This is a genomic window from Castellaniella sp. (genome assembly GCF_047971665.1).
In the GTDB taxonomy this organism is placed as follows: domain Bacteria; phylum Pseudomonadota; class Gammaproteobacteria; order Burkholderiales; family Burkholderiaceae_B; genus Castellaniella.
On record NZ_JBKEAA010000003.1, the window covers coordinates 67,349 to 79,661 of the forward strand.

A 12,313-nucleotide genomic window follows, 5' to 3' on the forward strand; every position below is an offset into this window, starting at 1 on the left:
TCGTCCCCGCACGGGGTCTCGGCGCTCGCGACCGCATCCGGCGATCATGGCTCGGTGACGATCCAGGTCCTGGACCGCGCCATGCGCATCCTCGATGTGCTGGCCGGACAGCGCGATCCGGTCACCCTCAAGGACCTGTCGGCGGCCACCGGGCTGCATGCCTCGACGGCACATCGGATCCTGGCTGATCTGGCCGTGGGCCGCTATGTCGAGCGTGTGGACAGTGGCCTGTATCGGCTGGGCATGCGTCTGCTGGAGCTCGGTTCGCTGGTCAAGGGCCGGCTGGATGTGCGGGCGGCAGCGATCGGCCCGATGCGCGACCTGCACCGTCAGACCGGTCAGACCGTGAATCTGTCCCTTGTCCAGGGGGATGAAATCGTCTACATCGAGCGGGCCTGGAGCGAGCGATCCGGCATGCAGGTGGTGCGCGCCATTGGCGGGCGGGCCGCTTTGCACCTGACCTCCACCGGGAAACTGTTCCTGGCGACATGGGATGCCCGCAACGTGCGCAGCTACGCCATGCGTACGGGGCTGGCCGGCACCACGCGCAACAGCATCACGCAGATCGACCAGCTGGAGCGCGAACTGGCCCTGGTGCGGCGGCATGGCTATTCGCGCGACAACGAGGAACTCGAACTCGGCGTGCGCTGCATCGCGGCGGGCGTCCATGACGACAGCGGCGCGCTGCTGGCCGGTCTGTCCCTGTCGGCCCCCGCCGAACGCATGCGCGACGACTGGATTCCGTTGCTGATGAGCACCAGCGCCCATATCTCCGAGGCGCTGGGCTACGAGGGCCAGCACTGAGGTTTTCGTCCCGCAGGCCGAGGCTTTCACGCCACACGCAAACTATTTTGTTGCATCGCAACAAAATAGTTTGACATTCTTGTGGATTCCTATAAAATTCTATTTGTGCGTTGCAGCAAAACCGCTGCGATCGAGAAGGTGCCCGGCATTGTGCCCTTGAGGAAGCCTTCTACTACTGACAAGGAGTCATCATGAGCACGAACCAATCCCTGCTGGTCTCTCAAAAGGCCGTCATCGACAACTTCCTGGCCGTTCAAGGCACGTTCTTCAGCGGCTTTGAAAAGCTGGTCGACCTGAACCTGAAGGCCACCAAGGCCGCGCTGGAAGACGTCGCCCAGAAATCCCAGGAAGCCGCCGAGCTGAAGGATGCCCAGGAACTGCTGGCCTTCACCTCCGCGCTGGTCCGTCCGGAACAGGCCGTGTCCTACAGCAAGGACGTCTACGAAATCCTGGCCGACATTCAGGGCGACCTGAACAAGCTGGCCGAAGCCCAACTGGCCCAAGGCCAGAAGCAAGTGTCCGAAGTGGTCGAGCAATTCGCCCGCAACGCCCCCACTGGTTCCGAAGGTGCTGTGGCGCTGCTGAAGTCCTCGCTGGCCACCGCGACCAATGCCTATGAATCCGCCTCCAAGGCTGCCCGTCAGGCCGCCAGCGCTGCGGAATCGAACTTCACCGCCGCGACCAACGCCACGCTGAAGGCTGCCGCAGACGTCGGCAAGGCCACCAAGACCAGCTCGCGTTCGCGCCGCGCCGCTGCCTGATCGGCAACAGGCGTCGCCGGCCGGCCTCAGCGTCGGCCACGAACCAGACCCCGGGACGAAAATCCCGGGGTTTTTGATTTGAGGATGACGCAGGCTCCGCGCCCCGGGACCCAGGACAGATCGCCTCATCGTCCGGTTCGGCACCCGCCTGCGCTTCCTCGTATACTCGGCCAGAGGCGGCCCTGCGGCCGCCGGCTCCGCCGGGCCCCGTCGCGGCGGGGATTTTTCGGTCGATCATCCCGTTCGAGGCCTCATGGCGATTTCTTCCGTGCGCCGTTCCTTTTTATGGCTGGGCCTTGCGGCGCTGCTGGTCCTGGGCGCGTGGAGCTGGTGGTCAGGCCGCGCGATGCCGTCTGCCGTTGCGGAGAACCCCAAGGTGGCCCCGGTCCTGGTGCACACGGCGACCGTGGCGGCGCGCGACATGCCCATCCGCCTGCAAGGGCTGGGCGCGGTCCAGGCCTGGGCCAGCGTGACGGTGCGCGCGCGCATCGATGGCCAGCTGGAATCCGTCGGCTTTCGCGAGGGCGAGGTCGTGCGGCAAGGACAGCTCATCGCGCAGCTCGATGACCGTGTCCAGAAGGCGCAACTGGCCCAGGCGGTCGCCCAGCGGGCGCGCGATCAGGCGCAGCTGGACAATGCCCGGCAGGATCTGGCGCGCTATATCGAACTGGCCCGTCATGGCGCCATCGACCGCAAGACCCTGGATACCCAGCGCGCTCAGGTTACGGTGTTGCAGGCCACGATCCAGTCCGACGAGGCCCAGATTCAGGCGGCGCGCGTGCAACTGGATTACACCCGCGTCACGGCGCCGTTGACAGGGCGCACCGGTGCCCGGCGGGTGGATCCCGGCAATCTGGTCAGGGCGACGGATGCCGATGGCCTGGTGCTGATCAATCAGGTCGATCCCGTCGCGGTCAGTTTTACCGTGCCGGACACCGCCTTCACTCAGGTCCGGGAGGCGGTGGCGGCAAGCCGGCCCGGCACGGGGCTGATGGTGGAGATCTATGATCGCGGCCGCGATCAGCGGCTCGGCCGGGGGACACTGGTCCTGGTGGACAACCGGATCGATAGCGCCAGCGGGACACTGCGCCTGAAGGCGCGGCTGGATAATCCGGACCTGACCCTGTGGCCGGGGCAGACCGTGGATGTGCGGCTGATTCTGGGCGACCGCAAGCGCGCCCTGGTGGTGCCCGAGTCCGCTGTGCAGCGCGGCGCACAGGGCCTGTACGTCTACGTGGTCGAGCCGGATGACCGGGTGCGTCTGCAGACCGTGCAGATGGCCGCGGCCCAGGACGGTCTGGCCGTGGTGACGCAGGGTCTGTCCGCTGGGCAGCGGGTCGTGGTCGATGGTCAGTACAAGCTGCGGCCCGGGCTGAAGATCGCCGAGGCCGCTGCGCAGCCGTCGGACGACAAGGCCGCGCCCGGAGCACCTGGCAAAGCGGCATCTGGTGCACCTGGTGACGCTGCTCCCCGTGCGCCCGGGAAAACCTCGTGAACATCTCCGAATCGTTCATCCGGCGTCCGATCGGCACCTCGCTGCTGGCGATGGCGCTGTTCTTGCTGGGTCTGGCGGTGTTTCCGCTGCTGCCGGTGGCGCCGCTGCCTCAGGTCGATTTTCCCACGATCCAGGTCACCGCCAAGCTGCCGGGCGGCAATCCGGAAACCATGGCCACCAGTGTGGCTCAGCCGCTGGAGCGGGAGTTCTCCACCATCCCCGGGCTGGTGCAGATGAGCTCCGTGAATGCGCTGGGCTCGTCGCGCATCACGCTGCAGTTCGCGCTGGATCGCGACATCGACGGCGCCTCGCTGGATGTGCAGAGCGCCATCAACGCGGCGGCGCGCCAGTTGCCCTCGAATCTGCCCAGTCCGCCGACCTTCCGCAAGATCAATCCGGCGGACTTCTCGATCCTGATCCTGTCGGTGCAGTCCGAGGTGCTGCCGGTCACTGAGGTCAACGACTTTGCCGACAATATCCTGGCCCAGCAGCTGTCACGGGTCGAAGGTGTCGGGCAGGTGAATATCTTCGGCCAGCAGAAGCCGGCCATCCGCATTCAGGTCGATCCGCAGAAGATCGCCGCGCTGGGCCTGGACCTGGAGTCGATCCGGGGCGTGATCGCCACCACCACGGTCAACCAGCCCAAGGGCACGATCGACGGCAGCCGCCAGAGCTACAGCATCTATACCAACGATCAGGTCCTGGATGCCGCCCCCTGGAACGACGTGATCGTGGCCTGGCGCAACGGGGCGCCCGTGCGAGTGCGCGACATCGGCATCGCCGTGCCGGGGCCGGAGGATACCAAACAGGCCGCCTGGGCCTTTTCCGGCAAGGGGGCGGGGCCGGACGACGTGTCCTGGAACGGGCGTTCCCTGGTGATGGGGATCACCAAGCAGCCGGGGGCCAACGTCATCGATACGGTCGAGCGCATCCGCGCGGAACTGCCGCGCCTGATGGCGTCCATGCCGGCCAGCATCCAGGTCAGCACGCTGATCGATCGCACGCAGAACATCCGCGCGTCGGTGCACGAGGTCGAATTCACACTGCTGCTGTCGATCGTGCTGGTGGTGCTGGTGATCTTCATGTTCCTGCGCAACGTGGCCGGCACGCTGATCGCCAGCGTCACCGTGCCGCTGGCGCTGATGGGAACCTTCGCCCTGATGTACCTGGCTGGATACAGCCTGGACAATCTGTCGCTGATGGCGCTGACGATCTCCGTGGGTTTCGTGATCGATGACGCCGTGGTCATGCTGGAGAACATCTGGCGCCACGTCGAGGAGGGCATGCGACCCATGGAGGCGGCGCTCAAGGGCGCGCGCGAGATCGGCTTTACCATCGTGTCGATCTCGGTGTCGCTGATGGCCGTGTTCATTCCCTTGCTGCTGATGGGCGGCATGGTGGGGCGGCTGTTTCGGGAATTTGCCGTGACCGTCACCATGACCGTCGCGATTTCCGTGCTGGTGACGCTCTGCCTGACGCCGATGCTGTGCTCGCGCTATCTGCGCAATCCGCAGCAGGCTTCGCATGGGCGGATCTATCAGATGTTCGAGCGCGGCTTCGACGGCATGCTGGCGGTCTATCGCCGGGGCCTGGATTTTGCGCTCGATCACCAGCTGACCACCTTGATCGTCTTTCTGGCGACGGTGGCGGCATCCGCCGCCCTGTTCATCGTGATTCCGAAGGGATTCTTTCCGCAGCAGGATACGGGGGCGATTTTCGGGCTGGCAGAAACCTCTCAGGACAGCTCGTTCGAGGCCATGAACCAGCGGATGATGGCGCTGGCCGAGGTGCTGCGCGAGGATCCGGATATCGCCGCCTTCGGCATGAGCAGCAATGCGCCGACTTTCAATACGGGGCGGTTCTTCATCAGCCTGAAGCCGCGCGCGGCGGGTCGGCTCGCCAGCGCCGACGAGGTCATCCGCCGGCTGCGTCCCCGGCTGGAGCATGTACCCGGTGTGCAGCTGTTCATGCAGGCCGGCCAGGACATCAACGTCGGCGGGCGCCTGTCGCGCACGCAGTACCAGTACACCCTGACCAGCGCCAGCCTGGCCGAACTGAACACCTGGGCGCCCCGTTTGCTGGAACGCTTTCGCACCCTGGCGCCTCTGGCCGATCTGGCGACCGATCAGCAGAACAGCGCCAATACCGCGGTGGTGACAATCGACCGTGCGCGCGCGGCCATGTTCGGCATCACGCCGGCGATGATCGACAGCATGATCTACAACGCGCTGGGCCAGCGTCAGGTGGCGCAGTATTTCACCCAGATCAACAGCTACCAGGTCATCCTGGAAATCACACCGGCCTTGCAGTCGGATCCCGAGGTGTTCTCGCGCCTGTACATTCAGTCGCCGCTGACGGGAGAACAGGTGCCGCTGTCGAGTCTGACGCGGCTGGACATATCAAAGCCGGGATTCCTGTCGATCAATCACCAGGGCCAGTTCCCGGCGGTGACGATCTCGTTCAACCTGGCGGCAGGCTATTCGCTGGGGCGGGCGGTGGACGCCATCCAGGCCGCCCAGGCCTCGATGGCCGTACCGCTGTCGATCCAGGGGGCCTTTCAGGGCACAGCCCAGGCCTTCCAGGAATCCCTGGCGACGCAGCCCTATCTGATTGCAGCCGCACTGGTGGCCGTATACATCGTGCTGGGCCTGCTCTACGAAAGCTATATCCACCCCCTGACCATCCTGTCCACGCTGCCGTCTGCAGGGGTGGGCGCATTGCTGATTCTGATGGGCAGCGGGTTCGACCTGAGCGTGATCGCGATCATCGGCATCCTGCTGCTGATCGGCATCGTCAAGAAGAACGGCATCATGCTGATCGACTTTGCCCTGGTCGCCGAGCGCGAACAGGGACTGTCGCCGCGCGAGGCCATCTACCAGGCCTGCCTGTTGCGGTTCAGGCCCATCATGATGACGACGATGTGCGCGCTGCTGGCGGGGCTGCCACTGATGCTGGGCACCGGCGCCGGGTCCGAACTGCGCCAGCCGCTGGGCTACACGATGGTGGGCGGCCTGATCCTGTCCCAGGCGCTGACGTTGTTCACGACACCGGTGGTGTACCTGTATCTGGACCGTTTGCATCACCGCTATGTGCGCGGCCGTGCGCTGAAACAGGCGCAGTTGCTGCGCCGGACGCGGGTGCAGCAGCGGATCCAGGGTTCGTGATGACGGGCCGGGCGGGGCGTCAGGTGGTCGCCTCCAGCGCCCGGACGCACTCGGCGATCAGTGCCGGCCCCTGGTAGATCAGTCCGGTGTAGAGCTGCACCGCATCGGCTCCGGCCTGGATTTTTTCCACGGCCTGACGGCCGGATTCGATGCCGCCCACGCCGATGATGGCCGTGTCCTTGCCCAGGCGCTCGCGCAGGCGGTGGATCACGGCCAGGGACATCGCATGGACCGGGGGGCCCGACAGGCCGCCGGCCTCGTCCTCATGAGGCAGGCCGCGCACGGCCTCGCGCGACAGCGTGGTGTTGGTGGCGATGATCCCGTCGACACCGTGACGCTGAACCAGATCGGCGACGGAGTCGATTTCCTCCGGCTGCAGGTCGGGCGCGATCTTGATCGCCAGGGGCGTGCGCCGGCCATGACGGTCGGCCAATGCCTCGCGGCGTGCCTGCAGGGCGCCCAGCAGCGTGTCGAGCGCTTCGTGGCTTTGCAGGCTGCGCAGGTTGTTCGTGTTGGGTGAGGAAATATTGACCGCGACATAGTCGGCATGCGGATAAACGCCGTCCAGGCACAGCAGGTAATCGTCCACGGCGCGCTCGATCGGTGTGTCGGCGTTCTTGCCGATGTTCAGGCCCAGGACGCCGCCCCGGCTGCGCCATTGGCTGCGCTGCACGTTGGCGATGAAGGTGTCCAGGCCATCGTTGTTGAAGCCCATGCGGTTGATCAGGCAGCGCGCGCGCTGCAGGCGGAACATGCGCGGGGCGGGGTTGCCGGGCTGAGGGCGCGGGGTGACAGTGCCGACCTCGATGAAGCCGAAGCCCAGGGCCGCCAGGCCGTCGATGCAGGCGCCATTCTTGTCCAGTCCCGCGGCCAGGCCGACCGGGTTGCGCAGGGGCAGTCCCATGACGACACGCGGCAGGACTGGCTGGTGCGCGGTCAGCAGCCGGGCCGCGCTGCATCCCTGGCCGCGCTGCAGCGCCTGCAGTGTCCATTCATGGGCCTTTTCGGGGTCCATGGAAAACAGGGCGGCGCGCGCCAGCGGATAGGCTTGGAACAGCAGTGACATGGGACGGCAACGGGATCGGTTGGAGGGCAGGGATGCGTCGCGCCGGCCTGGACTCAGTCGCCATCCGGCGACTCGGTCCAGAGCCCGCCACGCAGGATCTGATGCGGCTTGAAGCGTGATTTGTAGGCCATTTTACGGCTTTCCTCGATCCAGTAGCCCAGGTACAGCCAGGGCAGCCCCAGACGGGCGGCATAGTCCAGTTGCCAGAGGATGCCGTAAGTCCCCAGACTGCTGCGCCATGCAGGGTCGTAGAACGTGTAGACGGCCGACAGGCCATGGTCGACGCGATCCATGATGGCCACCATGCGCAGCGCGCCATCGGTGTCGCGGAACTCGGCCATCTCTGAGTGAACCCGGCTGGTCAGCAGGAACTGGGTGTACTGGGCCTGATCGTCCTGGTCCATGCCGGCTCCGGGGTGGCGTTGTTTCTGGTAGCGCAGGTACAGGTCGAAATGCCGGATGTCCCAGTGCAGCGGCGCCAGGCGCACGGACAGGAGGGGCTGCAGGCGCCGCCAGAGTTTGCCCAGTGTGCGGTCGGGCTGGAAGCGCTGGCTGTCGATCCGGATGGGCATGCAGGCCTGACACTGCTCACAGGCAGGCCGGTAGGTAAACAGACCGCTGCGGCGAAAGCCTTGCTCGATCAGGCGCGCATAGGCGGATTCGTCCACCAGATGGGTAGGGGCGGCGACCTCGGACCGCGCCATGCGGCCGGGCAGATAGCTGCATGGATAGGAGGCCGTGGTGTAGAACTGCAGACGCCTGAAGACGGATTCGCTGGGATTGCTCATGAACCGGATCAGGAATCCTCTGAGTCAGAGGATTCCCAGAGTGCTGACCGATTCATTGTGGCACCAGCGGCATCGGAAGGCCAGCCGGTGGGGAGAGGTTCCAGGCGGCCGTCGGCGCGCAGGCGGCCCTGGCACCAGGGCGGCGTCGGGAGATCGAGGCCGGCCGCCAGCAGGCTCAGAAATGTTTTCCGGGCCACGGGGCGCGCGCCCAGGCGGGCCAGATGAAGGGTTTCCTGTTGGCAATCGATCCAGGGCGCGCCCCGGGTGCGCAGGTGCTGCACCAGATAGGCCAGGGCGACCTTGCTGGCATCGGTGGCCAGGCTGAACATCGATTCACCGAAAAAACACTGTCCCAGGCCGACGCCGTACAGTCCGCCCGCCAGCTGGCCGCCGATCCAGGTCTCCACGCTGTGGGCATGACCCATGCGGTGCCAGGCGGTGTAGGCAGCCATGATGTCCGGCGTGATCCAGGTGCCGTCCCGGCCTTGTGCCGTGTCGGGTTGCGTCCAGACGTGGCCTTCACGGGCTGCGCCCAGGCTGATGCGGGGCATGCCGCGCGTGGCGCATCGGGCGATGACTTCGGGAAAAGCCTGGTTCAGGGTGACGCGCAATGAGGACGCTGTCTGGTCGAACTGGCGCAGGCGTTTGGCCAGAGAGCGGCTGATGTGCAGATCCTCACAGCGCAGCAGCATGCGCGGATCCGGGCTCCACCACAGGACGGGTTCGCCAGGGCTGTACCAGGGGAACAGGCCCTTGCGATAGGCTTCGTGCAGCCGGGCGGGCGACAGGTCCAGGCCCGCCGCCACCAGACCGCTTTCGGTCACCGGCACCCGGGCCGGATCGGGCAGGGGGTCGCGATCTTCGATCCAGGTGATCGTCATGGGAGCGCGAGTCCTCGATTCGTGTGAACAGGCCCTAGACCGGAAAGCGCGAATCGATGGCGTAATGGTGGGTGGAAAAGTGGCCCCGGGCGCGGTCTTGCAGATAGTGTTCGAGCGTCGTGCTGACAGTGCGGAAGGCCAGATCGTGCCAGGGGATCTCGTCCAGGCCGAAGAAGGCCGCCTCCAGGGTCTCGGGGCCGGGCGCCAGATCCGGCCCCAGCGCATCGGCCAGGTAGTAGAGGTGGACCTGATTGACCTTGGGCACATCGATCACCGTAAGCAGGGAACGGATGCGGATGCGGGCGCCGGATTCCTCCTGGTTCTCGCGCGCGGCGCCTTGTTCAGTGGTTTCGCCCAGCTCCATGAAGCCGGCCGGCAGCGTCCATTTGCCCAGGCGCGGCTCGATGGCGCGGCGGCACAGCAGCACCCGGTCCTCGAGGATCGGCACCACGCCCACCACATTGCGCGGGTTCTGATAATGAATCGCGCCGCAATGGGTGCACAGGTCGCGGATGCGGTTGTCATCCGGCGGGATCTCCCGGCTGAGCGCATGGCCGCACTGCGAGCAGAATTGCTGCGAGCGAGGCGCGGGATGGTAGAAGGCGGGGTCGGGCGAGGTCATGCGAGGATTTTAGCCTGCGACCGGTGCAGTGGATCGACTGTTTTGACGGAATGTGCGGTGGCCCGGGACGCAGCGGATGTCCATGGCGCGGATCGGGCAAGGCGTCTGGCGGGGTATCAGGGCCGGCGGATGAAACCCAGTGTGGTTTCGAGGGCCTCGGCCGCCAGCAGGCCCAGCGGCGTGCCGACCCGGGCCTCATCGAGACGGGGGGCGCTGGCCGGCCACACGGTGATTCCGGCCGGTTCCGGTTGTTCCAGCCAGTCATCCAGCGATTGGCCGCCGGTCGCGCGCAAGGTATCGATCATCCGGGCCAGATCGTGGTCCGCCAGCAGTCCGGCACCCTGAGCGGCCTGGGCGAACAGGCGGCCTTCGGTGTCCAGCCACCAATGCCCGACGGGGCCGTAGTCCAGGCCGGTATGCGTTTGCAGACGGAGGAGCCCCTGCGGGTCGGTGTGCAGGTGCAAAATCCAGGGCGCGCCGTCCAGACGCACATAAACGCGTTGCGGACCATTCTGGAAGAACCAGCGGCCGGTGTCGTCGGCCTGGTAGTTGCGGCCGATGAAGGCAATGATCTGCGGGTTGGTGATGGCTTCGCCGGGCGTCTCGTCCGGGGCGCCCCAGCCTTGCCCGTGGGGATGCAGGCGCCACTGGCCGCGAGCCGAGAGCGACAGCCAGCCGCGGACCGCCGGCACATCGGGCCAGCGGGCCATTGCGGCAAGTACTTGATCGTCCATTTCAGGGTCCCGGATTCAGCCTGTCCAGGGAGTGTATCCGAGCCGGCGTCCGTCCGCAGGAGACGTAAAATGGATATTTGAGTCAATAGCCAGGAGAACGTATGAACACAGGGTGGTCTGCCGCCGTTTTCGCCGGTCCGGATGTGGCCGTCCTCCAGGCTTGCGGCGACGTGGGCGATGAGTGACGCACAGGCGGTTCCCACACCGCTCGTTCAGGCCTGGCGGCGGCAGTGGCGCGAGCACCGGATCGCGGCCCTGAGCTTGCTGGTGGCGTTGCTGGGCGTACTTTGGCTGCTGATCGGCGGCGGGGTGGCGTCATTTGCGGACGGAAACCGGGGATATCTGGGGTACGCGGTTCTGGGTGGAACCGCGGGTTTCGGCGCCACGTCGCTGGGCGCGCTGCTGGCCTTTGGATTGCGCTCCGTCGAGACGCGCACGCAGGACTGCATGCTGGGGTTCGCGGCGGGGATGATGCTGGCGGCCAGTTCGTTCTCGTTGATCCTGCCTGGCCTGGATGCGGCCCGCGAGTTGCTGGACAGCGGCGTGGGCGCGGCGCTGACGGTCGTGATCGGGCTGGGCCTGGGCGTGTTGCTGATGCTGGGGCTGGATTATTTCACGCCGCATCAGCATGAAAGCTCGGGGCCTCATGGCCCGGCAGCCGCCCGCATCAGCGGCGTCTGGCTGTTCGTGCTGGCCATCGTGCTGCACAACCTGCCCGAAGGCATGGCGATCGGGGTGAGCTTCGCGCATGGCGATCTGGCGGTCGGTCTGCCGCTGACCACGGCCATCGCCATTCAGGACATTCCCGAAGGGCTTGCCGTGGCCCTGGCGCTGCGCGCCATCGGCTTGCCGCTCTGGCAGGCGGTTCTGGTCGCAATCGTCTCGGGTCTGATGGAGCCCCTGGGCGCGCTGGTGGGAGTGGGTCTTGCCAGCGGCTTGCCGATCGCCTATCCGGTCAGTCTGGGGCTTGCCGCTGGCGCGATGATCTTTGTGGTGTCGCACGAGGTGATTCCCGAGACCCATCGCAATGGTCACCAGACCGCGGCCACGGTGGGCCTGATGGCCGGCTTCGCCGTGATGATGTTCCTGGACACGGCGCTGGGGTAGCGGGAGCCGGTTCTTGCTGGTCAGGCCCCGCCCGGCGACGCAGCGAACTGCAAGGCACGTGTCATGGCATGTGCTTTTTTCGGGCTGGTCCGGTGTCCGGCGCAAGCCAGGGCGCGATGATCTCGCCCAGCGCTCGACCCAGAACCAGATGCTGAGGGGCGTCCAGGTGGACGCCATCGACGTCGCTGGAATGGATGATGCTGCCCGCATCGAAAAAATCGCAGCAGGCCTGTGCGCAGACCAGACGATAGGCCTCGGCCAGCCCCTGGCATTTGCGCTCGCCGCCCGCGAACTTGGGGGCGATGGGACCTTTGGGCGTGCGGATGGCGGGCGGGGCGACGACCAGGATGCGCGGCATCGGCATGGTCGGCTCGATGGGCGCGGTACGGATCGCGTCGATCAGGGCCAGGATGCCCTGCGACGAATGCCAGGCATTGTGTTCGTGCATGGACTGGAAGTCGTTGGTCCCGAGCATCAGGATCACGAGATCCAGCGGTGAATGGATCTCGATGCGCTGCGCCAGCCCCGCCAACCCGTTGCGGCCCGGCTTGAAGGGGTCGTCCCAGACGGTGCGCCGGCCATTCAGGCAATCCTCGATGAGGCGCACATCATGCCCGGCGGCGCGCAACCCGATTTCCATGACGCCCGGCCAGCGCTGTTCGAAAGGCAGGCGCGAGCGCGTGGTGGGGATGATGCCCCAGGACAATGAATCGGAATAGACGAGGATGTGCCGCATCCGGAATCCCTGTGTTTGCTTGACGGCGCCTGAATGACGTGTGGATACAGAGGCTAAGTCTGGTCGTGTGGCATCAGGTTCGTCAAGCAGGACAGGGCGCGCCTTCAGGACGGCGCGAGCGGTTCCTCGTTGCAGATCACCCTCCAGACAGTGGC

The 12,313-nt window shown here is 66.1% G+C and carries 11 protein-coding genes; 5 read left to right on the forward strand and 6 right to left on the reverse strand.

What is annotated here, in order from left to right; all coding sequences use genetic code 11:
- The first annotated feature begins 81 nt into the window (after nt 1-81).
- The 4 genes from ACK5JE_RS00705 (at nt 82) to ACK5JE_RS00720 (ending at nt 6,224) form a co-directional block, all read left to right on the forward strand.
- Complete coding sequence (locus ACK5JE_RS00705) at nt 82-804, forward strand: IclR family transcriptional regulator (RefSeq protein ID WP_416799810.1); 723 nt, start codon at nt 82-84, stop codon at nt 802-804.
- Nucleotides 805-992: 188 nt separating this feature from the next.
- Entirely contained in the window at nt 993-1,565 is a 573-nt protein-coding gene (gene phaP / locus ACK5JE_RS00710; RefSeq protein WP_416799811.1) for a TIGR01841 family phasin, read from the forward strand.
- Nucleotides 1,566-1,818: 253 nt separating this feature from the next.
- Nucleotides 1,819-3,060, forward strand: coding sequence for an efflux RND transporter periplasmic adaptor subunit (locus ACK5JE_RS00715; protein ID WP_416799798.1), 1,242 nt, complete (start codon nt 1,819-1,821; stop codon nt 3,058-3,060).
- Entirely contained in the window at nt 3,057-6,224 is a 3,168-nt protein-coding gene (locus ACK5JE_RS00720) for an efflux RND transporter permease subunit (RefSeq protein ID WP_416799799.1), read from the forward strand. Before ACK5JE_RS00715 ends, ACK5JE_RS00720 begins: the two co-directional genes overlap by 4 nt.
- Before the next feature lie 19 nt (nt 6,225-6,243).
- Here ACK5JE_RS00720 and ACK5JE_RS00725 read toward each other — a convergent pair whose 3' ends face one another.
- The 5 genes from ACK5JE_RS00725 to ACK5JE_RS00745 form a co-directional block, all read right to left on the reverse strand.
- Complete coding sequence (locus tag ACK5JE_RS00725; protein ID WP_416799800.1) at nt 6,244-7,290, reverse strand: quinone-dependent dihydroorotate dehydrogenase; 1,047 nt, start codon at nt 7,288-7,290, stop codon at nt 6,244-6,246.
- 53 nt (nt 7,291-7,343) lie between these two features.
- A complete protein-coding gene (locus ACK5JE_RS00730; protein WP_416799801.1) occupies nt 7,344-8,078 on the reverse strand; it encodes an arginyltransferase in 735 nt (244 codons plus the stop codon).
- 8 nt (nt 8,079-8,086) lie between these two features.
- Nucleotides 8,087-8,959 carry a leucyl/phenylalanyl-tRNA--protein transferase gene (gene aat / locus ACK5JE_RS00735; protein ID WP_416799802.1) on the reverse strand — a complete coding sequence of 291 codons (873 nt, stop codon included), beginning with the start codon at nt 8,957-8,959 and terminating at the stop codon, nt 8,087-8,089.
- Nucleotides 8,960-8,993: 34 nt separating this feature from the next.
- Entirely contained in the window at nt 8,994-9,581 is a 588-nt protein-coding gene (locus ACK5JE_RS00740; protein ID WP_416799803.1) for an NUDIX hydrolase, read from the reverse strand.
- Nucleotides 9,582-9,697: 116 nt separating this feature from the next.
- Nucleotides 9,698-10,315, reverse strand: a complete 618-nt coding sequence (locus tag ACK5JE_RS00745; RefSeq protein WP_416799804.1) for a DUF2946 family protein — start codon at nt 10,313-10,315, stop codon at nt 9,698-9,700.
- Between the two features lie 177 nt (nt 10,316-10,492).
- On the opposite strand from ACK5JE_RS00745, the gene ACK5JE_RS00750 reads away from it, so the two are divergent.
- Nucleotides 10,493-11,422: a ZIP family metal transporter gene (locus tag ACK5JE_RS00750; RefSeq protein WP_416799805.1), complete on the forward strand. Its 930-nt coding sequence runs from the start codon at nt 10,493-10,495 to the stop codon at nt 11,420-11,422.
- Between the two features lie 61 nt (nt 11,423-11,483).
- Here the strand turns inward: ACK5JE_RS00750 and ACK5JE_RS00755 are convergent, their stop codons facing one another.
- Nucleotides 11,484-12,158: an SGNH/GDSL hydrolase family protein gene (locus ACK5JE_RS00755; RefSeq protein WP_416799806.1), complete on the reverse strand. Its 675-nt coding sequence runs from the start codon at nt 12,156-12,158 to the stop codon at nt 11,484-11,486.
- Between the last annotated feature and the right edge of the window lie 155 nt (nt 12,159-12,313).

What these genes read in the sequence shown, in the direction of transcription:
- ACK5JE_RS00715 (WP_416799798.1), top strand. Translation starts at nt 1,819, where the DNA reads ATGGCGATTTCTTCCGTGCGCCGTTCCTTTTTATGGCTGGGCCTTGCG.
- ACK5JE_RS00740 (WP_416799803.1), bottom strand. Translation starts at nt 9,581, where the DNA reads ATGACCTCGCCCGACCCCGCCTTCTACCATCCCGCGCCTCGCTCGCAG.
- ACK5JE_RS00705 (WP_416799810.1), top strand. Translation starts at nt 82, where the DNA reads ATGCGCATCCTCGATGTGCTGGCCGGACAGCGCGATCCGGTCACCCTC.
- ACK5JE_RS00750 (WP_416799805.1), top strand. Translation starts at nt 10,493, where the DNA reads ATGAGTGACGCACAGGCGGTTCCCACACCGCTCGTTCAGGCCTGGCGG.
- ACK5JE_RS00745 (WP_416799804.1), bottom strand. Translation starts at nt 10,315, where the DNA reads ATGGACGATCAAGTACTTGCCGCAATGGCCCGCTGGCCCGATGTGCCG.
- ACK5JE_RS00730 (WP_416799801.1), bottom strand. Translation starts at nt 8,078, where the DNA reads ATGAGCAATCCCAGCGAATCCGTCTTCAGGCGTCTGCAGTTCTACACC.
- ACK5JE_RS00725 (WP_416799800.1), bottom strand. Translation starts at nt 7,290, where the DNA reads ATGTCACTGCTGTTCCAAGCCTATCCGCTGGCGCGCGCCGCCCTGTTT.
- aat (WP_416799802.1), bottom strand. Translation starts at nt 8,959, where the DNA reads ATGACGATCACCTGGATCGAAGATCGCGACCCCCTGCCCGATCCGGCC.
- ACK5JE_RS00755 (WP_416799806.1), bottom strand. Translation starts at nt 12,158, where the DNA reads ATGCGGCACATCCTCGTCTATTCCGATTCATTGTCCTGGGGCATCATC.